The following is a 20,716-nucleotide window of genomic DNA, read 5'->3' as shown; positions in this document are numbered from 1 at the left end:
CAACGCACGCCTCCGTCCTCTTCGGACGGAGTCACGACTCGGCGAGCAGTTCCCTGACCCGCGGGATGACCTGCTCCCCGTACAGCCGGATCGACTCCATGCGCTGCTCGTGCGGGAGCGCGCCCGCGCCGTACTTGAGCTGGAACCGGGACAGGCCGAGCGTGCGCACCGCCCACGCGATCTTCCGCGCGACGGTTTCCGGCGAGCCGACGAACAACGCGCCGCGCGGCCCCGCCATCGCGTCGTAGTCGGCACGGGACATCGGGCCCCAGCCGCGCTCGGCGCCGATCTTCGCGAACGCCGCCTGGTGGTGCGGAAAATGCTGTGCCACCGCGAGTTCGTCGGTCGCGGCGATGTGCCCGGGGCTGTGCATGGAGATCGGCAGTTCCTCGTGGCCCGATTCCGCCAGCGCGCGCCGGTACAGTTCGGCCAGCGGCGCGAACCGCTCCGGCGACCCGCCGATCACGGCCATCACCAGCGGCAGGCCGTACGCGGCCGCCCTGACCACCGACTGCGGTGTGCCGCCGACGCCGACCCACGCGGGCAGCCTGCCCGACTCGGTGAGCGGGAAGGCCTGCGCGCCGTCGAGCGCGGGGCGCACGGTGCCGTTCCAGCTCACCGGCTTCTCGTGCTGCAGGTGCGTGAACAGGTCCAGCTTCTCGGCGAACAGCACTTCGTAGTCGGCCAGCGAATGGCCGAACAGCGGGAACGATTCGGTGAAGGAACCGCGGCCGAGGGTGACCTCCGCGCGGCCGCCGGACAGGGCGTCCAGCGTGGCGAACCGCTCGTACACCCGCACCGGGTCGTCCGAGCTGAGCACCGTCACCGCGGTGCCGAGGCGGATCCGCTCGGTCTGCCCCGCGATCGACGCCAGCACGACGTCGGGCGAGGACACCGCCATCTCCGCGCGGTGGTGCTCGCCGACACCGAAGTAGCCCACGCCGGCCCGGTCGGCCAGCACTCCCTCCGCGACGACCTGCCGGATCGCCTCGGCCTGGCTCACCGGTTGCCCGTTCGGGCCGTTTTCCACGTCGCCGAAGGTGTCCAGGCCGAACGTCGGCTCCTGCCGCGTGCCCAGGATCTCGTAGCCCATGTCCACTCCCTCAAGGTAGTTGAACGCTCAAACACCTGTCACGGCGGGGGTATTCCGCCGGGGCGAACCGGACGTTCAGCCGACGTTTCGGACGGGTTTCCGCGCTTTGGCGTTTGCCTAGTGGTCGAAGCCGTAGTGTTCCTCGCGTGCTTTGTGGCGGACCTCGCGTCAGGCGGCGGCAGGGTCGTGTTGAAGGACACGTGGCCCTGGTCGCCTTTTGTGGGGTCTCCACAACTCAACGGTCCCGGCATGCGCGGGCCGGGACATTGGTGTACCGAGCGGTAATCGAGCAAGGTGTAGTCAGGTGCAGGCGACGTTCCGGGACCCGGACGTCGCCTGTTGTGCGTAGGGATTTGGGAGGCTCAGCCGGTGTTCAGTCGTGTCGCCATCGTGAACCGCGGAGAGGCCGCGATGCGGCTCATCCACGCTGTCCGGGATCTTTCGGCGGAAACCGGGACGCGGATCGAGACGGTCGCCCTCTACACCGACGCGGACCGTGACGCGACCTTCGTCCGTGAAGCGGACATCGCGTACCTGCTCGGCCCGGCCTCGGCCCGCCCGTACCTCGACCTCGCCGTGCTGGAGCGGGCGCTGGTGGAGACCGGCGCCGACGCCGCGTGGGTCGGCTGGGGCTTCGTCGCGGAAGACCCGGCGTTCGCCGAGCTGTGCGAGAAGACCGGCGTCACCTTCGTCGGGCCGAGTGCCGAGGCGATGCGCAAGCTCGGCGACAAGATCGGCGCGAAGCTGATCGCCGAAGAGGTCGGGGTGCCGGTCGCGCCGTGGAGCCGCGGCGAGGTCGGCACGCTCGAAGACGCGTTGAGCGCGGGCGACCGGATCGGCTACCCGCTGATGCTCAAGGCGACCGCGGGCGGTGGCGGGCGCGGCATCCGGATGGTCGCCTCGGCCGACGACCTGACCGAGGCATACGAGCGCACCAGCCAGGAAGCGTTGCGCGCCTTCGGCTCCGGCGTGGTTTTCCTGGAGCGCCTTGTCACCGGCGCCCGGCACGTCGAGGTCCAGGTGATCTCCGACGGCGAGACGGCGTGGGCGCTGGGTGTGCGCGACTGCTCGGTGCAGCGGCGCAACCAGAAGATCATCGAAGAATCCGCCTCCCCGGTGCTCGGCCCCGAGCAGACCGCCGAGCTGAAGACATCCGCCGAGCGGCTCGCGGTGGCGGTCGGCTACCGCGGTGCCTGCACCGTCGAGTTCCTGTACCACCCGGGTGAGAAGCTGTTCGCCTTCCTCGAAGTCAACACCCGGCTGCAGGTCGAGCACCCGATCACCGAGATCACCACCGGCACCGACCTGGTCAAGCTGCAGCTGCACGTGGCAGAGGGCGGCAAGCTCGAAGGCGCGCAACCGGCCGAGAGCGGTCACGCCGTCGAAGCGCGGCTCAACGCCGAAGACCCGGACCGCGACTTCGCCCCCGCACCCGGCCGCATCGCGCGGCTCGTCCTGCCCGCGGGGCCCGGCATCCGCGTCGACACCGGCGTCAGCGAGGGCGACCGCATCCCGGCCGACTTCGACTCGATGATCGCGAAGATCATCGCCTACGGCCGCGACCGCGACGAGGCGCTGGCCAGGCTGCGCCGCGCGATGGCCGAAACCACCGTCATCATCGAGGGCGGCGCGACCAACAAGAGCTTCGTGCTCGACCTGCTCGACCAGCCCGAGGTGATCGACGCCAGCGCCGACACCGGCTGGATCGACCGCGTGCGCGCCGAGGGCCGCCTGGTCAGCCACCGGCATTCCGCGATCGCGCTGGCCGCGGCCGCGATCGAGGCCTACCAGGACGAGGAAGAGGCCAGCCGCCAGCGCCTGCTCGCCACCGCGCACGGCGGGCGCCCGCAGGTGCAGCACGAAAGCGGCCGCCCGCTCGACCTCAAGCTCCGCGGCGTCGGTTACCGCGTGAGCGTGGCGCGCGCCGGGCAGAAGCTGTTCCGCGTAGGCGTTTCGCACGGCTCGGACACGCACCACGCCGAGGTCGAGGTCGAGCGGTTCGACGCGCACAGCGGTCAGATCGTGGTCAACGGGCACCGCTTCCGGCTGATCTCCGCCACGCACGGCCCGACTCACCTGGTCGAGGTCGACGGCGTCACGCACCGGATCAGCCGCGACGAAGGCGGCGTCGTCCGCTCGCCCGCGCCCGCGCTGGTGGTCGCGACGCCGCTGGCCGTCGGTGACGAGGTCGAATCGGGCGCGCCGATCCTGGTGCTGGAGAGCATGAAGATGGAAACGGTGCTGCGCGCGCCGTTCCGAGCCAAGGTGCGCGAGTGCCCGGTGTCGGTGGGCAGCCAGGTCGAGACCGCCGCGCCGCTGATGCGCCTGGAGCCCCTCGCCGACGACGAGGACGCCGAGGCCGAGAACGCGACTGGCGCGGAGACCGTCGAGATCGACCTCCCCGTGCCCGCCGAACGGTCCGAAGCGTCCGCGGCCGAGCGGGTCGAGCGGTGCCTGCAGGATCTGCGCAGCCTGCTGCTGGGCTTCGACGTCGCCCCGGAGGACCGCAAGCGCGTGCTGTCCGGGTACCTCGCCGCGCGCGCCGAACTGGGCGGCAGGCCGCTGCCGGGCGAGCTGGACCTGCTGACGGTGTTCGCCGACCTGTCGGAGCTGAGCCGCAACAAGCCGGCCGGCGAGCTCGAGGGCGAGCCGGGCAGCGCGGTGCACAGCCCGCGCGAGTACTTCCACAGCTACCTGCAGAGCCTCGACGTCGAGCGCGCCGGTGTCACCGAAGGGTTCCAGGCCAGGCTGAAGCAGGTGCTCGCGCACTACGGCGTCACCGATCTCGACCGCACGCCGGAGCTGGAGGCCGCGGTCTTCCGGATCTTCCTCGCCCACCAGCGGATGTCGGCCGACGTCGCGGTGGTCTCGGAGCTGCTGCGGGAGTGGCTGGCGAGCATGCCGCCGCTGGAGTCGCTGCGGGAGCGCGCGGGGCTCACGCTGGAGCACCTGGTCGCGGCGACGCAGGTGCGTTTCCCCGCCGTATCCGATCTCGCGCGCGGCGTGGTGTTCGCGTGGTTCGGCCAGCCGCTGCTGCGCCGCAACCGCGCCCGTGTCTACGCCGACATCCGCAAGCACCTCCGCCACCTCGACGCGAACCCGGAGGCGCCGGACCGCGCCGAGCGCGTCGCCGAGATGGTGCGCAGCACCGAACCGCTGGTGCGGCTGCTCGGCCAGCGGCTCGTCCGCGCCGACCTGGACAACACGATCATGCTGGAGGTGCTGACCCGGCGGTACTACGGGAACAAGGGGCTCACCGACGTCCGCACCGCCGACGTCGCGGGCTGCCGGTTCGTGGTCGCCGAGCGCGGCGGCTCGTGCCTGGTTTCCGCCGCCGTCAGCTTCGACGCGCTGGGCAGCGCGCTGAACGGGCTCGCCGAGCTGAGCGGGCAGGACGGCATCGACACCATCGACGCCGACATCTACCTCGCCTGGGAGAAGCAGCCGGAGGACTCGGCCGCGATGGCCGCCGCGCTCCACGAGGTCATCGGCACCCGGGCGCTGCCGAGCCAGGTCCGGCGGCTGACAGCCACCGTCGCGGGCCGCGGCGGCGCGGTCATGCACCACCACTTCACGTTCCGCCCCGACGAGACGTCGAAGATGGCAGAGGACCGGCTGATCCGCGGCCTCCACCCCTACATCGCGCAGCGGATGCAGCTCGAACGGCTGCGCAAGTTCGACCTGACCCGGCTGCCGTCCTCGGACGAGGAGGTCTACCTCTTCCGCTGCGTGGCAAGGGAAAACCAGGCCGACGACCGGCTCGTCGCGTTCGCGCAGGTGCGCGACCTGACCGAGCTGCGCGAGCACGACGGCAGGCTGGTCGCGCTGCCGACGGCCGAGGACACCATCGCCGCCTGCCTCGACTCGATCCGCCGCGAGCAGTCGCGGCGGCCGTCGAAGAAGCGCTTCAGCACCAACCGGATCGTGGTCTACGTCTGGCCGCCGAGCGACATCACCCGCGAGGAGCTGGAGATGATCGCCGGGCGCGTGCTGCCGACGACCGCGGGCGCCGGGCTGGAGGAGATCCGGTTCATCGCGCGGCAGCGGAACTCCGAGACCGGTGAGCTGACCAAGATCGCCGTGCGCGTCTCCTTCGACGCCACCGGCGGCACGGAGCTGACGGTCGGTGAGCCGACGGCGGAGCCGGTCGAGCCGATCGACGACTACCGGCAGAAGGTGCTGCGCGCCAGCAGCCGCAACACAGTCTACCCCTACGAGCTGACCGGCCTGCTCGGTGACTTCGCCGAGCACGACCTCGACGAGCAAGGCGTGCTCGTGCCGGTCGACCGGCCGAAGGGGAAGAACTCCGCGGCGATCGTGGCCGGGGTCGTCACGACCCCGACCGAACGGCACCCCGAAGGCGTCACGCGCGTGGTGCTGCTCGGCGACCCGACGAAGTCGCTCGGCGCGCTCTCGGAGCCGGAATGCTCGCGGGTGATCGCCGCGCTCGACCTGGCCGAGCGGATGCGGGTCCCGCTGGAGTGGTTCGCGCTGTCCTCCGGCGCGCGGATCTCGATGTCGTCCGGCACCGAGAACATGGACTGGGTGGCCGCCGCGCTGAAGCGGATCGTCACGTTCACCCAGGACGGCGGCGAGATCAACATCGTGGTCGCCGGCATCAACGTCGGCGCGCAGCCGTACTGGAACGCCGAGGCCACAATGCTCATGCACACCAAGGGAATCCTGGTGATGACCCCGGATTCGACGATGGTGCTGACCGGCAAGCAGGCGCTGGACTTCTCCGGCGGTGTGTCGGCGGAGGACAACTTCGGCATCGGCGGCTACGACCGCGTGATGGGCCCGAACGGCCAGGCGCAGTACTGGGCGCCGAACCTGCCCGCCGCCCGTGACGTGCTGATGGCGCACTACGACCACACCTACGTCGTGCCCGGCGAGTCGGCGCCGCGGAAGGCCGGCACGAACGACCCGGTGGACCGCGACGTCTCGCCGTTCCCGCACGCCGTCGTCGGCAGCGACTTCTCGACCGTCGGCGAGATCTTCTCCGCCGAGCACAACCCGGACCGCAAGAAGCCGTTCGACATCCGCACGGTGATGCGCGCACTGTCCGATCAGGACTACCCGGTGCTGGAGCGCTGGGCGGGCATGGCCGACGCGGACACTTCGGCGGTGCAGGACGTCCACATCGGAGGGTGGCCGGTCTGCCTCGTCGGGATCGAGTCGCGTTCGGTGCCGCGGCGCGGCTTCCCGCCCACCGACGGGCCGGACACCTACACCGCGGGCACCCTGTTCCCGCGCTCGTCCAAGAAGACCGCGCGGGCGATCAGCTCGGCGTCGGGAAACCGGCCGTTGGTGGTGCTGGCGAACCTGTCCGGGTTCGACGGCTCGCCGGAGTCGCTGCGCAAGCTCCAGCTCGAGTACGGCGCCGAAATCGGCAGGGCGATCGTCAACTTCGACGGCCCCATCGTGTTCTGCGTGATCTCCCGGTACCACGGCGGCGCGTTCGTGGTGTTCTCCAAGGCGCTCAACCCGAACATGACCGTGCTGGCGCTCGAAGGCTCGTTCGCCTCGGTGCTCGGCGGCGCGCCGGCGGCGGCCGTGGTGTTCGCGGGTGACGTGAACAACCGCACCGCGACCGACCCGAGGGTGACCGAGCTCGAAACGCTGGCTTCGGCCGCGAGCGGCGCCGAGCGGGCCGCTTTGCACGCCCAGCTCGCCGAAACGCAGGCGAGCGTCCGCGCGGAGAAGCTCGGCGAGGTCGCCGCGGAGTTCGACAAGGTGCACAGCATCCAGCGCGCGGTCGAGGTCGGTTCGGTCGACGCGATCATTTCCGCGGCGGAGCTGCGGCCGCGGATCATCGAGGCGATCGAGCACGGCATGAAGCACTGATCCCGCAACGCGACGTGGTCACCTCGACCTCACCACGTGTCGAAAAAGTGCCTTCTTGGCGGATCGATCAAGGCTGCTTACGGTTCAGCCATGAATCGTTTCGTCATCACCGGCGCCCGCGTCTTCGACGGTGAGGACCTGCTCGGGGTTGTCGACGTCGAGGTCGCGGGCGAACGGATCGCGAGCGTCGCGGGCCGCCGTCCCGAAGGGGTCGAACTGGTCGATGGCACCGGTGCCACGCTGGTGCCCGGCCTGATCGACGCGCACACGCACACCGACGCGGAGTCGCTCCGCCATGCGCTGCGGTTCGGGATCACCACCGAGTTCGACATGCTCTCGATCCCGGAGCGGATGATCCCGCTGCGCCGTACGGCCGCCGAGTCGAGCGACCTCGCGGACGTGCGCTCGCCGTCGATCGGGCTCACTCCCGCGGACGGGCACCCGCACCAGCTCCGGAAGGGGGAGGGGGACCCCGCCTGGCCGACGGCCACGCGGGTGGAGGAGATCCCGGCGTTCGTCGAGGCGAGGATCGTCGAGGGCGCCGACTACCTCAAGGTGCTGGTCGAGGACGGCCACCTGTTCGGCTCGTCCTTGCCCAGCCTCGCTCCCGAGTTGGTCGCCGCGACCGTCCGCGAGGGCCACGCCCGCGGCAAAATGGTGCTGGCGCACGCGATGACCGTCGAGACGGCGAACCAGGTCGTCGACGCGGGCGTCGACGGGCTCACGCATCTCTTCTTCGACCGGCCGCACACCGGCGAGCTGATCGAGAAGATCGCCGCCGGTACCTTCGTGATTCCCACGCTGACGGTGATCGCGTCGATCACCGGTGCGGGTGCCGGCGCCGAACTCGCCGAGGATCCGCGCGTCCACTCGAAGCTGGCACCGGCCTGGCTGGAGAACCTGTCCGGCGCGATGGCGACGAGTCCACGCGAAAACTTCGACCACGCACTCGAAGCGCTCGCGGCACTGCACCGCGCGGGCGTCGACGTTCTCGCGGGCACGGATGCCGCGCATCTCGGCGCACCGGGAACGGCCCACGGCGCCAGCCTACACGACGAACTGCGCCTCCTGGTGCTGGCCGGCCTCACGCCGACGGAGGCCTTGCGCGCAGCGACCTCCGTACCGGCACGGAGGTTCGGCCTCGATGACCGCGGCCGTATCAAGCCGGGGCTCCGGGCCGATCTCGTGCTGATCGCCGGTGATCCGACCACCGCCATCGGTGACACACTCTCCGTCCAGCGCGTATGGCGGGGCGGGACACCGGCGCCGATGCCCACCGCGATCTGAATCGCCGGGCACCGTCGTCTCGCCCAGGAAGGCACTCCTAGTGCATCGATCGCATTATCCTCATTGTGCAAAAATGAGGGGCTGCAATTATGGGATAAAAGCGAAGAATTTCCATTGCTGTCGGCGCTGATCGTGGTGCCCGCCGCGTGGTCGGCGTTCGTGCGGGCCGCACGTTGCGCGATGCGATAACCCCTCCGGGATCATCGGCGAGCGGCGGTGGCACTCCTGTGCTTTCCTGGGCGCGACGCAACCAGGACAGGAGGGCCGCCGTTTGTTCACCGCGGTGATAGCGCTGGGCATCACGTCGGGGTCGATCCGCCGCGTGAGCGTCCCAGATGGACGGATCACGACCGTTTTCGACCGTGCGGGCGCCTTTCCCGACGGCGTGGTCCTGCTCGACGGCGTCGTCTGCTGGACGACGATGGGCGTGCCGACGAGAGCGGCCGCGACGACGGGCGAGTCCGGTTTGGACTACTCGCGCCCCAACGGCGGGTTGCACGCGGTGGGCCTCGATGGCGCGGACGCGCGCGACGTGGTGCCCTCCGGTTCGATCACGACCGGGAAGCAACTCGCCTCCGACGGCTCCGGGACCCTGTACTGGAGCGACCGCGAAGGCTGCCGGGTGAGCCGCGTCCACGTCGACGGGAGCGGGTTGACCGATCTCGTGGTGAACACCCGCGACTCATCGTGGCTGCGGGAGTGCGTCGGAGTCGCCGTTGATGCCGGGTACTTGTACTGGACGCAGAAGGGACCCGCGAAGGGCGGGCGTGGCCGGATCTTCCGCGCCGGGCTGGAGATTCCCGCAGGGGAGAGTGCCGAACGCCGCTCGGACGTCGAACTGCTGTGGGACGGTTTGCCGGAGCCGATCGACCTCGAAATCCGCGACGGCTGGCTGTACTGGACCGACCGCGGCGCCGAACCGGACGGGAACACGCTCAACCGCGCTCCGGTTCCGGCGCCGGGGGAGAAGGGCGCCGCACCGCAGATCCTCGCGGGCGGTTTCCGCGAGGCCATCGGGCTCGCCGTGGACGACGACGTCGTCTACGTGTCCGACCTCGGCGGCCGGATCCGCGCGGTGCCCCTCGACGGCGGCGAACCCCGGATGTTCGCCGACCTGCACGAACCGGTTTCGGGTATCGCCGGAATCCGAGGATGACCACAGTGGACGGAGACGGGATGTACGCGCACACGTTCGAGGGCATCCGGGACCGGCCGGTCGCGGTGTTCGGGGCCGGCACGCTCGGCCGCCGCATCGCGCTGATGTTCGCCAGCCGCGGCGGGACCGTGCGGATCTACGACCCGAGCGCCGAGCAGGTCGCCGCCGCCACCGAGTACGTGACGCGGACGCTTCCGGAGGTGGCAGGCGAGGGCGGTGCGGGCAATGCGGTGGGCGCGGAGTCGGTCGCCGAGGCCCTCGAATCCGCTTGGCTCGCCGTCGAAGCGGTGCCGGAGCGGCTGGACATCAAGATCCCGCTGTGGGGTGAGATCGACCGGGCCGCCCCGGCCGACACCCTCTTCACCACCAATTCCTCCTCCTACCCGTCGCGGGTGATGGCCGAGCACGTGCGGGATCCCGCGCGCCTGTGCAACATGCACTTCTACATGCCGCCGGGCTCGAACGCGGTCGACCTGATGTCCGACGGCGCCACCAGCAGGGAGGTGCTCGACACCCTGCTGGCCGTGCTCCCCGAGTTCGACGTTCACCCGTTCGAAGCGCGCAAGGAAAGCGTCGGGTTCATCTTCAACCGCGTTTGGGCCGCCATCAAACGGGAATCGCTCGCCGTGGTCGCCGAAGGCGTGGCGCGGCCGGAGGACGTGGACGGCATGTTCAAGATCAACTGGAAGATGCCGGTCGGGCCGTTCCGGATGATGGACCAGGTCGGGCTCGACGTCGTACTCGACATCGAGAACCACTACGCCGAAGAAAACCCCGCACTGCCCGCTGGGCCGCGCGAACTGCTCCACGAATACGTCGATGCGGGCAAGCTTGGTGTCAAGACTGGTGAAGGGTTCTATCGCTACTAGTGGTCTGTTGTGGTTGGTTCTCGTGTTGGGCTGCGGTCTACCGATGGCTTTGGACGGGAGAGAGGTGTGGGCTTTCGTTGCTGGGTGGCGGTTGGGTTGTGGTCCGGTTCTATCGCGGGTGCTGATTTCGTGGCTTTTGTGCTGTGTCCGTGGGTGGTTATCGGTCTGGCAGGGTGGATCGGTGACCACGGCACCATGATCGCCGCATCGCACCCGTGGCACGCCAGCCTCCACGAGAGCCCGGACCGTTCCCGCGCCCAGCGCCCGCCACTGCCTCGTCGTACTCAATCTTTCCCACAACCGCCCATGCCAACCCCGCCAAGCCACGACCAACGGAGCCTATTTTGTTGGTATAGCGACGCTTCTTGTCTGTCCATTGTGGACTTGATGGGTTCGGTTCACTCGATCGTGTGTTCGATTCCGGGGTGTGGTCGCGGTAGAATGGTGGGGTGTCGGAGACTTCTTCTCTTGTGGCGCAGCGGGAGCTGTGGCAGTGCAGCGCGCGTGAGGCCGCTGGGCTGTTGCAGGAGAAGTTCGTGGCCTTGTGGCGGTTGGAGTCGCAGCTCTGCCGCATCATCGCGCACCTGGACAACGGTGGCGCCCGCGAACTCGGGTACACGGGTGTGACCGGGTTGGTGGCCGATATCGCGCGCAGTTCCGGTCCTGGGGTGAAGAAGTTGGTCAAGCGAGCCCTGGTCACGAATCCGAGTCATGGTGTGGGTGGTGTGGAGATTCCGGCCGCGGCGCCGGTGGTGGGGGAGGCGGTGCGGGAGGGGGAGATCTCGCCGGAGCATGTGGACGGGATCGTGCGGGTGCTGGAGAAGATCCCGGCCACGGTTTCGGTGGAGGATCGGGAGTTCGCTGAGCGGTCCCTGGTGGAGTTGGCGCGTCATGCGGGTATCGGGGAGATCGGCACACTGGGCAAGGAAATCCTCGGCCGTCTCGACCCCGACGGCACCGAACCTCGTGATAGTCCCGAGGCGAAGCGTGCCCTGAATATTCATCAGCGCAAGGATGGTTCGGCGAAGTTCGACGGCTACCTCGACCCGATCTCCGCCGCCAAAACCCTCGCCCTGCTCGACCCGCTCGCCCAGACCCAGCCGGATGACCCTTCCGACAATCCGCTGCTGCGGGGGCGGGTGGAGCGGTATGGGGACGCGTTCATGGAGATGGTCAATCTCGCCGCGAGTCACCCGGAGTCTCCGAACCGCAGTGGTGGGCGTGCGGATCTGATCGTGACGATCCCCTTGGCTGACTTGAAGAGGGAGCTGGGCGCGGCGTGTCTGGATATGGTCACCGACATCACCGCCAGCGAGGCCCGCATCCTGGCGTGTGACTGCAAGGTCATTCCGGCCATCCTTGATGGTGCGGGGCAGCCGTTGGAGATGGGGCGGGCGAGGCGCCTGGTGACCGAGGCGATGCGGCTCATGCTTGCCATCCGTGATCGCGGGTGCTGCTTTCCCGGGTGTTCGCGCAGGCCGCGTCATTGCGAGGCGCATCACGTGCTGCCCTGGTACGCCGGAGGCGCCACTGACCTGGGTAATCTCACGCTGCTGTGTTCCCGGCATCATCGCCTGCTGCACACCAGTGACTGGACACTCCGCATGGTCAACGGTCAACCCGAGTTCACTCCACCGGCGTTCGTCGATCCGTGGCGAAGACCCCGGACGAACCGTCCCACCGCTCAACCCCGCGCCGCCTGAGGGCCGATGCCGCCACCGGCGGCCACTACGTCCACCGCGGACCGAGCGACAAAACCCCGGTCCTTCAGCCACCCCCGGCGAAGGACAACACAAACACGCCCACCATCCGAACCACGGATGCCGAATTGTCCAGCGGCACCGCCACCAGCCGCGAACCATCACGCGACCGGCCGGTCGCGGACCGCAGGACTAGCCGGGTGCGGCAGCGAGGGTGACTACCTTGATCCGTGGCGGAGCCCCAGAACCAACTGCCACATCCCGCCGCTCAATCCCGAGTTGCCTGACATCCCGCCGCTCTTTAGTGGTCCGTGTCCAGGGTGGAGACTGGTCGGTCGTGCGCGGTCCGCAGAGCCAGTCGGGTGCGGCAGCGAGGGTGACTACCCTGATCCCTGGCAGAGCCCCAGAACCACCCGCCACACCGCTTAACCCCGGGCTGCCTGACCATCCCGTCGCTCTTTAGCGGCTCGGTGGTCCGTGTCCAAGATGGATTCGCTGAACAGACCCTGGTTCTTTGGCTATTCCCCCGGCGAAGAGCGGCACGAACACGCCCGCCATCCGAACTCGGCGGTGCCGAACCGCTCTGCGCCAGCCGCGAACCACCGCACGACCGGCCGATCACGTGCCGGTCGCAGCGCCAGTCGGGTACGGCAGCGAAGGTGACCACCTTGTCCGTTCCGTGGGGAACTGTCGCTGGTGACCAACGACGCGACCTGCACCGAGGAGCGGCAGTTTCACCCGGCGCGCCGAAGGCGTGCCTGAAACCTTCACCGTGCCCACCAAACACACCGAACACGCGAGCACCACGAACCCGGCGATACCGGCGTTCGTCGCGCCAAGGGGCCGAATCGGTCAACCGAGACCGTCCGCACCACCGTTTTCGGATCCGGCAACCCCGCACCTGCTCAGCGGGCTTCCCGGCCGCCCGCGCACATTCCGTGCCACAGCAGGTCGGCGAGCTTCTCGGTTTCGCTTCGCCAGTCGCCGGTCGGGTCGAGGTACAGCAGGCCGCCCAGGGCGCGCAGGACGGTTTCCGGGGCGAGGCCCGCGCGGACGGTCCCGGCTTCGACGTTGGCTGCCAACAGGGTGGCGACGGCGCCGACCATGGATTCGTAGGCGTCGGCGGGTAGCTTGCCCTGCGCCACCGTCGCGACGCGCAGCGCGTTGGCGAGGCCCCGCTTGGTCATCATGTAGTGCGCGAGGTGATCGGTCGTCCACACCAGGAAGGCGCGGTCCGGGGCGTAGCGCTCCAGCAGGTGCGGCACGACCTCGACCAGGTGCCGCACCTCGCGGTCGTAGACGGCCAGGATGAGCGCTTCCGGGGTGGGGAAGTGCCGGTACACCGTGCCGACCCCGACTTCGGCGGTCTTCGCGACGGCGTTGAACGAGACTTCGCCCGTCTCGGCGAGCGAATCCGCGGCCGCGGTGAGGATGCGCTCGTGGTTACGCCGCGTGTCCGCGCGCCGGGGGTTGACCGATCCCGTCGTCATCGTCCCTCCTCACGCCTGCGTCCCGTCCATCGTGGAATGTAGTGCAAGACCCCGCAGAACCTGGAGTAACTCCGGGGTGAGAACTTTCATTGCGAACCGGATTGTAATCCGCTAGCCTCGGACACACGGTGAAGCGGATGAATATCCGGTTGCTCGCCGTGACGATCCCCGACGCACTGCCACCACCACCGCCATGCCGTCACGCTCCCTTCGTGGGCGATCTGGGAAAGAGATCCCGTTGGACATCTCGCTCGAAATCAATGGCAGGCCCGCGCGCCTGAGCGTCGACCCCGGCGTGACGCTGCTCGACGCGCTGCGAGAGCGCCTCGCCATCACCGGTCCGAAGAAGGGCTGCGACCGTGGCCAGTGCGGCGCCTGCACCGTGCACGTCGGTGGCAGGCCGGTGCTGTCCTGCCTCACGCTCGCCGCGACCGTCAAGCAGGAGGTGACCACGGTCGAAGGACTGTCCACTGAGGACGAGCTGCACCCCGTCCAGCAGGCGTTCGTCGACTGCGACGCCCTGCAGTGCGGGTTCTGCACCTCGGGCCAGGTGATGTCCGCCGTCGCGGCGGTCGAGCAGGGCGTCGAGGACGTCCGCGAGTTCATGTCCGGCAACCTCTGCCGGTGCGCCGCCTACCCGAACATCGTCGCGGCGATCGAACAGGCCGCCACCGAGAAGGCGGGGAGGGTCGATGCGTCCCTTTGAGCTGACCGCGCCCACGACCGTCGAAGCCGCGGTCGCCGCGCCCGGCACCTTCCTGGCCGGCGGGACCACCCTCGTCGACCTGATGAAGCTCGACGTGCTTACGCCGTCGCAGGTGCAGGACATCAACGGGCTGCCGCTGCACGGTATCGACACCGCCGACGGGCTGCGCTTCGGCGCGCTGGAGCGGATGAGCGACATCGCGGCGCACCCCGGCGTCTACCCTGCGATCTCCCGCGCCCTGCTCCTGAGCGCGTCCCAGCAGTTGCGGAACATGGCCAGCATCGGTGGAAACCTGTTGCAGCGCAACAGGTGCACCTACTTCCGGGACGTCGCAACACCCTGCAACAAGCGGGAGCCGGGGAGCGGCTGCCCCGCCATTTCGGGCGCCAACCGGATGCACGCCGTGCTCGGCACGAGCGGCTCGTGCGTGGCGACCCACGCCAGTGACGTCGCCGTCGCGCTGGTCGCGCTCGACGCCGAGGTCCGGCTGGTCGGTGACGACGGGAGCCGCGTCGTGAAGCTGGCCGACTTCTACCGCCTGCCGGGGGACACCCCCGAGGTGGAGAACGACCTGCGCCCCGGCGAGCTGATCACCGAGGTCGTGGTCCCGAGGCTGGACTTCGCGGCGCGCTCGACCTACGTCAAGGTGCGGGACAGGCAGTCCTACGAGTTCGCGCTGTGCTCGGCCGCGGTCGCGCTCGACATCCAGGACTCGCGGGTCGTCGACGCGCGGGTCGCGGTGGGCGGGGTGGCCACCGTGCCGTGGCGGCTCCCCGTGGTCGAAACGGCCCTGCGCGGCGCGCCCGCGACGCTCGATTCGTTCGAGTCTGCCGCGGCGCTGGCCGTCGAAGGAGCGAAGCCGTTGTCCGGTAACGGTTTCAAGACCGCACTGCTCAAGCGGACCATCGTCCGCGCACTGCTCGAACTGACCGAGGGGAGCCGCTGATGATCACCCGGCTGGACGCGCCGCAGAAGGTCACCGGCCAGGCCGCGTACGGGGCGGATCACCACTTCCCCGGCATGGCCTACGGCTACGTCGTGCTCAGCACGATCGCCCACGGCGAGATCGAGGCCGTCGACACCAGGGCGGCGACGAGCGCACCCGGCGTGCTCGGCGTGTACTCGCCGTTCGACCCGCTGGAACTGCGCACGCCGAGCTTGCCGATATTCGGTGAGACCTGGGTTCCCTTGCAGGACAAGGAAGTCACCTACTACGGCCAGCCGATCGGCTTCGTGGTGGCGGAGACCTTCGAGCAGGCCCGCGACGCGGCGATGCTCGTCGAGGTCTCCTACCGCGAGCTACCGGCGCTCACCTCGCTGGAGGAGGGGCTCGCCTCGGCCGAAGACGCGCCGTCGGCGAGGGACGGCTCACCGTCGACCCTCGAAATCCTCGCCGACGACGTCGAGTCCTTTGAGGACGCGTTGGCCGCGAGCCCGGTCGTCGTCGAGGCGACCTACACCACGGCCACCCAGAACCACGCCGCGATGGAGCCGCATTCCGCGGTCGCCGTGTGGGAAGACGGCACCATGACCGTCTACAGTGGAAACCAGGGGGCGAACCTCCAGGCGGCCGAGCTGGCAGGTGCGCTGGAGCTGGCCCCGGAGGCCGTGCACGCGGTGAACCCGTTCGTCGGCGGCGCGTTCGGCGGCAAGGGCAGGACCTCCGCGCCCGCGTTCCTGGCGGCGGCCGCGTCGAGGGCGCTCGGCAGGCCGGTGAAGGCCGCGCTCACCAGGGAGCAGGTGTTCACCGCGACCGCGGGGCGTGCCGCGACGGTCCAGAAGATGACGCTCGGGGCCGAACCGGACGGCACGCTCGTCGCGCTGCGCCATGATTCCTGGTGCAGCACCGACACGGAGCGGTCGTTCGTCGAACCGACCTCGCACGGCACCTCGCGCGAGTGGTACGCCACCCGGAACCTGGCGCTCAGCCAGAAGATGGTGCCGCTGAACATCCCGCCGACCACGTTCATGCGCGCGCCGGGCGAGGCGCCGGGGTCGTTCGCGCTGGAGAGCGCGATGGACGAGCTGGCGGTGGCGCTGGGCATGGACCCGATCGACCTGCGCCTGCGGAACAACTCGACCGCACCGCCCGGCAAGGACCTGCAGTGGTCGAGCAAGCACCTCGACGAGTGCTTCCGCGTCGGCGCGGAACGGTTCGGCTGGGCGCACCGCTCGCCGGACGGGCACACCGACGGCGACTGGCTCGTGGGTCTCGGCACGGCCACCGCGATGTTCCCCGCACTGCGCTTCCCGGCCACCGTTGGCGTCACCCTGCTGGCGGACGAAACGGCCGAGGTCGCGACGAGCGGAGCGGACCCCGGAACCGGCCTGCTGACCGTGCTTTCGCTGGTGGGCGGTGAATCGCTGGACATCTCGCCGGAGCGGATCACCCCGAAGCTCGGTGACTCGGCGCTCCCGCCAGGTGGCATGTCGGGCGGTTCGACCGCCACCGCGAGCGCGGGCACCGCGATCATGATCGCCGCCGCCAAGGTGATCGACGACCTGCTGGCCGCGGCGTCCGCGCCCGGCGCGCCGTTCGACGGCGAGGAAGTCACCTACGCCGACGGCCGCGTGCACGGCGACCGCGAATCGATGACCTACGGCGAGGTGCTGCGGGCACTGGGCCGTCCGTCGATTTCCGCGAACGGCTCGTCCGCGCCGGGCGAGGAGCTGACCAAGCATTCGTTCAGCTCGTTCGGGGCCCAGTTCTGCGAGGTCCGCGTGCACAGGTGGACGCGCGAAGCCCGCGTCTCCCGCATGCTCGGCGTGTTCGACGCCGGCCGGGTCATCAACGAGAAGGCCGCCCGCAGCCAGCTCATGGGCGGCATGATCTGGGGCGTTTCGGCGGCCCTGCACGAGGGACTGGAGATCGAGGCGAACGGCAGGCTCGCCAACGGCGACTTCGCGGGCTACCTGCTCCCGGTGAACGCGGACATCCCCGAGGTCGACGTCCACTTCGTCCAGTACCCGGACACCCTGCACAACGCCGTCGGCGCCAAGGGGCTCGGCGAGATCGGCACCGTCGGCATGGCGGCGGCCGTGGCCAACGCCGTCTACAACGCCACCGGCATCCGGGTGCGGGACATCCCGATCACGATCGAGGCCCTGCTGGACTGACGAAGCGCCCCGAAGGTCGCCTTCGGGGCGCTATTTCCCTTGCTACTCCCTGGTTTCGGCCGCGGCCAGGTCGGCGAGTCGTTGGGCGGTGGCGAAGTGCGGGGTGAGGCGGGTCTTGGTCATGGCGAAGGAAGTGCCGGTGGCGGCGTCGGCGCAGACGTAGCTGCCGCCGCCACCGACCCAGCCGAAGGTGGCGGATGCCTCGTCCGGCCGAGTGCCGATGCGGCCGAGCGGATAGCCGAGGGCCAGCCGCGCGGGGTTGCCGAAGACCTGGTCGGTGCCCTCGAAAGCCACCGCCGTCACCTCGGCGAGCTGGTGTTGATCGAGGAGACGGCCGTCGAGGACCGCGGCCTGCACGGCGGCGATTCCCCGCGCGGTGAAGGTGCCGACCGACGGGATGTCCGCCTGCAGGATCTCGTGGCTGTTGCCCATGGCCGCGGTCGGGTGCCGTTCCCACGGCGCGAGGATGCCGTCGTCCTCGGGTGGGGCGACCGGCGGCGTGGCGTCTTCGAGCCGTGCCAGCCGGGCCAGCTCGGTCCGGGGCACACCGAAGTACAGGTCACCTTCGAGGCCGAGGGGCGCGGCGACCCACTCGTGCAAGAGCTGCCGCATCGGTTTGCCGGTGGCCCGGCGCGCGATCTCGCCGACGAGGAAGCCAAAGGTGAACGAGTGGTACCCCGTTTTGCTCCCTGGCCGCCACCGGGGTTCGGCGTCGGCGATCGCGGCGCAGACCCGTGACCAGTCGGCCAGGTCGGCGGGGCCGATGCCGCGAGGCATCGCGGGCACACCCGCCGAGTGCGTGAGCACGTGCCGGAGGGTCGTGGCCGCCTTGCCGCGGGCACCGAACTCCGGCCACAGCTCGGCCACCGGCGTGTCGTATCCGACGGCACCGGTCCGGACGAGCAGGTGCGCGATCAGCGAGGTCATGACCTTGCCTGCCGAGAAGCTGAAGACCGGGGTCTCCGGGGTCATCCCGCGCCCGGTGCGGCTGTCGGCGACACCGGCGACGGCGTCGGCGACGAGGGCGCCGCGGTGGTGCACGGCAACCTGCAAACCGGTTTCGGCTCCGGCGCCGACGAGTTCGCCGAGCACGGCTTGGACCTTGTGCTGCAACGTGGACGCCGTCGTCACCGGCTCGGCCACGTGTAGCGGGTCTGGCTGGCCGTCGGCAGCTTGCCGAAGGCGAATCCGACGGCAGGCGCGACCCGGTACAGCCTGATGCCGCCGTCGATGACGGCTTGGCCCAGCCCGTACCAGGTCCCTTCGGGGCTGGTCAGGTGCGCGCCGTACTTCCGCTCGAAGTCCGCGACGGCCCGTACGCGTTCGGAACGCTCGTCCACCACGGACGCGACGCCCTCGAGCACGACGTCCACACCGGTCAAGGCGTTCGTGCCCGTCGTCAGCACGCAGCGGGGATTGGGCCCGAGGTTCTGCGCCTTCCGCTCCTGGGCACCCGTGGTGAAGCACAGGCCGTCCAAGGTCCAAGCCGCCAGCAACGGCGTCACGTGCGGTCGCCCGTCGGGCCGCACGGTGGAAAGCCAGAACACCTCCGCCTCGCCGAGGATCGCCAACGCCGATGCCCACGGAGTCGCTTGTGCTTCGGGAGACGAGAACGGTCCCAGCGCGGTGTCCGGTTCGTGGTCTGCCATGTCGCTCCTCGGGTCACTGGGGTGTGCTCGGCCGTCCGGGCACACCCTCCGGTGGATGCTATGTCCCTCGGTGTGACCTGAACTCGAAGCGAAACTCATCGGTCCGCGCGGAAAGTGCGGCTAACGGCTCAGTTCGTCGGCGCGCCCGGATTCCAGCCGCGACCACTGGGCCGTCGGACGCCCGCCGGTGCGGAGCAGCTCGCCGTCGACCGGCCACGGTTGCGGCCAGCCCGCGGGGGAGTCCTCCCAGCTTTCCTGCCTGCCGTGCACGGTCAGGTCCAGCAGCCCGTAGGTCGGTGCCATCACCTCGACCGCCCGGCCGCTGGTCGAATAGGTTTCGAACACCCTTTCCCCGTGCCGCAGGTAGCACGCCAGCATGAACGGGTACCGATCGGCGAACAGCGCGTCGGCGGAACCCCGCATCGAGTACCAGGGCACGTCCCAGCCCATGAAGTCGCGATAGCGGACGCTTTCGTCGTAGGGGCCGTGGCAGAGCGTCGCGTAGGTGACGTCGCGGGAGTGCAGATAGGACAGTTCGCGGACCTGTCCGTTGTAGAACGTGCAGCCCTCGCACTGGGCCGCGGCGGGATGATCGGCGTGCCACATGTGGAAGTACGCGATCAGCTTGCTGCGGCCCTCGAACACGTCCAGCAGCGTGACCGGCCCGTGCGGTCCGGTCAGCGCGGTGGCCGGGTCCACCTCCACCATCGGCAGCCGCCTGCGTGCCGCCGCGATCGCGTCCCCTTCGCGGGTGTGCGCCTTTTCCCTGGCCAGCAGCTCGTCCCGGCGGGACTGCCAGGTGGCGCGGTCGACCACGGCAGGCAGCGCGGTTCGTTCGTGCTCGGGAAGACCCATGACACCCTCCACTAAGTAGCAACCGATTGATTGCCACATTATGGCAACTGAATGGTTGCGTCAACTGGTCCGCGCTTTCATCGAGGCTTCATCGACGGCCGCTACCGTCGCGCCGCCAGCTGGGGACGCACAGTGAGGAGAAGACGTGACGACCAGATTCGGTGCGCGGCGACGACGATGGGTCACGGCGTTCGCCCTGTCCTTCGCCGCCGCCGCCGGTTTGACCATCGGGCCCGCGCCGTCGGCGCACGCCGCGCAACCGTGCGGCCCGGTCATGTTCGTGGTTCCGGGGTACACCGACGGCGGCGCGGAGGGGATGCTCAACGCCACCACCGCGCCCGAGGGCGCCAACCCGGTGCGCATTCCCTACCCGAACGCGCAGCCCGACGTGAACCTGTGGAGCAACGTCGACATCGGGGTCGCCAATCTCCGGACCGCGCTCTACAACCTGTACGTCACTTCCGGGTGCGACCTGAACACGAGGGTGATCATCGCCGGGTTCAGCGAAGGTGCCCTCATCGCGGGGAACGTGCTGGAGACCGAGCCACCGGACCGGAACATCCAGGGCATCCTGCTCGCGGACGGGCGGCGGCAGAAGGAGGAGTCGAACTGGCCGGGTGACCCCGGTGGCGTGAACGGCTACCTGCCCTTCCCCGGGCCGGGTGGCGGTTTCCGCCCGCTCGGCTCCTTCCGCTATCCCACGCTGAGCCTCTGCAACGGCCCCAACTCGCCGAACGGGGCGGACCCGGTCTGCTTCGGCGGCCAGAACCTGCAGGGGTACTTCTCCGTGCACCCCTTCTACAACTTCGACCTGGCGCACGAACTCGGCGTCCACGGCGCTGGCCCCTACCCCAACAACCTGAGGAACCGGGTCATTCCTTAGCGGGCGGCCCGTGTCCCGGTGCACTTTTCTCGGTGACCGGGACACGGGCCGTTCCCTTCGGCGG

The 20,716-nt window shown here is 69.7% G+C and carries 14 protein-coding genes; 9 read left to right on the top strand and 5 right to left on the bottom strand.

Annotation, left to right across the window (positions count from 1 at the left end):
* Window positions 1-31 precede the first annotated feature (31 nt).
* Window positions 32-1,093 carry an LLM class flavin-dependent oxidoreductase gene (locus ABD256_RS07915; protein ID WP_344415121.1) on the bottom strand — a complete coding sequence of 354 codons (1,062 nt, stop codon included), beginning with the start codon at window positions 1,091-1,093 and terminating at the stop codon, window positions 32-34.
* A gap of 369 nt (window positions 1,094-1,462) precedes the next feature.
* Here ABD256_RS07915 and ABD256_RS07910 point away from each other — a divergent pair, with 369 nt between their 5' ends.
* The 5 genes from ABD256_RS07910 to ABD256_RS07890 all read left to right on the top strand — a co-directional run bounded on the left by ABD256_RS07910 (window position 1,463) and on the right by ABD256_RS07890 (window position 11,955).
* The gene (locus ABD256_RS07910) at window positions 1,463-6,940 is read left to right on the top strand and encodes an ATP-binding protein (RefSeq protein WP_344415119.1); all 5,478 of its coding nucleotides are present in this window, start codon (window positions 1,463-1,465) and stop codon (window positions 6,938-6,940) included.
* Window positions 6,941-7,030: 90 nt separating this feature from the next.
* Complete coding sequence (locus tag ABD256_RS07905; RefSeq protein ID WP_344415117.1) at window positions 7,031-8,227, top strand: amidohydrolase family protein; 1,197 nt, start codon at window positions 7,031-7,033, stop codon at window positions 8,225-8,227.
* A 322-nt stretch (window positions 8,228-8,549) separates the two neighbouring features.
* A complete protein-coding gene (locus tag ABD256_RS07900; RefSeq protein WP_344415115.1) occupies window positions 8,550-9,383 on the top strand; it encodes a hypothetical protein in 834 nt (277 codons plus the stop codon).
* Window positions 9,380-10,252, top strand: coding sequence for a 3-hydroxyacyl-CoA dehydrogenase family protein (locus ABD256_RS07895; protein WP_344415112.1), 873 nt, complete (start codon window positions 9,380-9,382; stop codon window positions 10,250-10,252). The genes ABD256_RS07900 and ABD256_RS07895 overlap by 4 nt, the downstream gene beginning before the upstream one ends.
* 449 nt (window positions 10,253-10,701) lie before the next feature.
* On the top strand, window positions 10,702-11,955 hold the full coding sequence (locus ABD256_RS07890) for an HNH endonuclease signature motif containing protein (protein ID WP_344415110.1): 1,254 nt from the start codon (window positions 10,702-10,704) through the stop codon (window positions 11,953-11,955).
* 902 nt (window positions 11,956-12,857) lie between these two features.
* Here ABD256_RS07890 and ABD256_RS07885 read toward each other — a convergent pair.
* Entirely contained in the window at window positions 12,858-13,442 is a 585-nt protein-coding gene (locus ABD256_RS07885; RefSeq protein ID WP_344415108.1) for a TetR/AcrR family transcriptional regulator, read from the bottom strand.
* 238 nt (window positions 13,443-13,680) lie between these two features.
* Between ABD256_RS07885 and ABD256_RS07880 the strand changes: the two genes are divergently transcribed.
* Genes ABD256_RS07880 through ABD256_RS07870 form a run of 3 tightly spaced genes read left to right on the top strand, consistent with a single transcriptional unit; the run spans window position 13,681 to window position 17,265 of the window.
* Window positions 13,681-14,148, top strand: coding sequence for a (2Fe-2S)-binding protein (locus tag ABD256_RS07880; RefSeq protein ID WP_344415106.1), 468 nt, complete (start codon window positions 13,681-13,683; stop codon window positions 14,146-14,148).
* The gene (locus ABD256_RS07875) at window positions 14,135-15,094 is read left to right on the top strand and encodes an FAD binding domain-containing protein (protein WP_344415104.1); all 960 of its coding nucleotides are present in this window, start codon (window positions 14,135-14,137) and stop codon (window positions 15,092-15,094) included. The genes ABD256_RS07880 and ABD256_RS07875 overlap by 14 nt, the downstream gene beginning before the upstream one ends.
* Window positions 15,094-17,265, top strand: a complete 2,172-nt coding sequence (locus ABD256_RS07870) for a xanthine dehydrogenase family protein molybdopterin-binding subunit (protein WP_344415102.1) — start codon at window positions 15,094-15,096, stop codon at window positions 17,263-17,265. The genes ABD256_RS07875 and ABD256_RS07870 overlap by 1 nt, the downstream gene beginning before the upstream one ends.
* Window positions 17,266-17,307: 42 nt before the next feature.
* On the opposite strand, the gene ABD256_RS07865 is transcribed toward ABD256_RS07870, so the two are convergent.
* From ABD256_RS07865 to ABD256_RS07855, 3 genes are all read right to left on the bottom strand, one after another.
* The gene (locus ABD256_RS07865; protein ID WP_344415100.1) at window positions 17,308-18,408 is read right to left on the bottom strand and encodes a serine hydrolase domain-containing protein; all 1,101 of its coding nucleotides are present in this window, start codon (window positions 18,406-18,408) and stop codon (window positions 17,308-17,310) included.
* Entirely contained in the window at window positions 18,393-18,914 is a 522-nt protein-coding gene (locus tag ABD256_RS07860; protein ID WP_344415098.1) for a pyridoxamine 5'-phosphate oxidase family protein, read from the bottom strand. Before ABD256_RS07860 ends, ABD256_RS07865 begins: the two co-directional genes overlap by 16 nt.
* A 120-nt stretch (window positions 18,915-19,034) precedes the next feature.
* Complete coding sequence (locus ABD256_RS07855; protein ID WP_344415096.1) at window positions 19,035-19,769, bottom strand: DUF899 family protein; 735 nt, start codon at window positions 19,767-19,769, stop codon at window positions 19,035-19,037.
* A 145-nt stretch (window positions 19,770-19,914) separates the two neighbouring features.
* Between ABD256_RS07855 and ABD256_RS07850 the strand changes: the two genes are divergently transcribed.
* Complete coding sequence (locus tag ABD256_RS07850; RefSeq protein ID WP_344415094.1) at window positions 19,915-20,652, top strand: hypothetical protein; 738 nt, start codon at window positions 19,915-19,917, stop codon at window positions 20,650-20,652.
* The last annotated feature ends 64 nt before the right edge of the window (window positions 20,653-20,716 follow it).

This window comes from Amycolatopsis minnesotensis (genome assembly GCF_039529815.1).
In the GTDB taxonomy this organism is placed as follows: Bacteria; Actinomycetota; Actinomycetes; order Mycobacteriales; family Pseudonocardiaceae; genus Amycolatopsis; species Amycolatopsis minnesotensis.
This window is presented reverse-complemented; position numbering and strand designations above follow the sequence as displayed.

Excerpts from the sequence above, each read along its gene's own strand:
- ABD256_RS07885 (WP_344415108.1), bottom strand. The coding sequence starts at position 13,442 with ATGACGACGGGATCGGTCAACCCCCGGCGCGCGGACACGCGGCGTAAC.
- ABD256_RS07905 (WP_344415117.1), top strand. The coding sequence starts at position 7,031 with ATGAATCGTTTCGTCATCACCGGCGCCCGCGTCTTCGACGGTGAGGAC.
- ABD256_RS07870 (WP_344415102.1), top strand. The coding sequence starts at position 15,094 with ATGATCACCCGGCTGGACGCGCCGCAGAAGGTCACCGGCCAGGCCGCG.
- ABD256_RS07895 (WP_344415112.1), top strand. The coding sequence starts at position 9,380 with ATGACCACAGTGGACGGAGACGGGATGTACGCGCACACGTTCGAGGGC.
- ABD256_RS07860 (WP_344415098.1), bottom strand. The coding sequence starts at position 18,914 with ATGGCAGACCACGAACCGGACACCGCGCTGGGACCGTTCTCGTCTCCC.
- ABD256_RS07875 (WP_344415104.1), top strand. The coding sequence starts at position 14,135 with ATGCGTCCCTTTGAGCTGACCGCGCCCACGACCGTCGAAGCCGCGGTC.
- ABD256_RS07915 (WP_344415121.1), bottom strand. The coding sequence starts at position 1,093 with ATGGGCTACGAGATCCTGGGCACGCGGCAGGAGCCGACGTTCGGCCTG.
- ABD256_RS07855 (WP_344415096.1), bottom strand. The coding sequence starts at position 19,769 with ATGGGTCTTCCCGAGCACGAACGAACCGCGCTGCCTGCCGTGGTCGAC.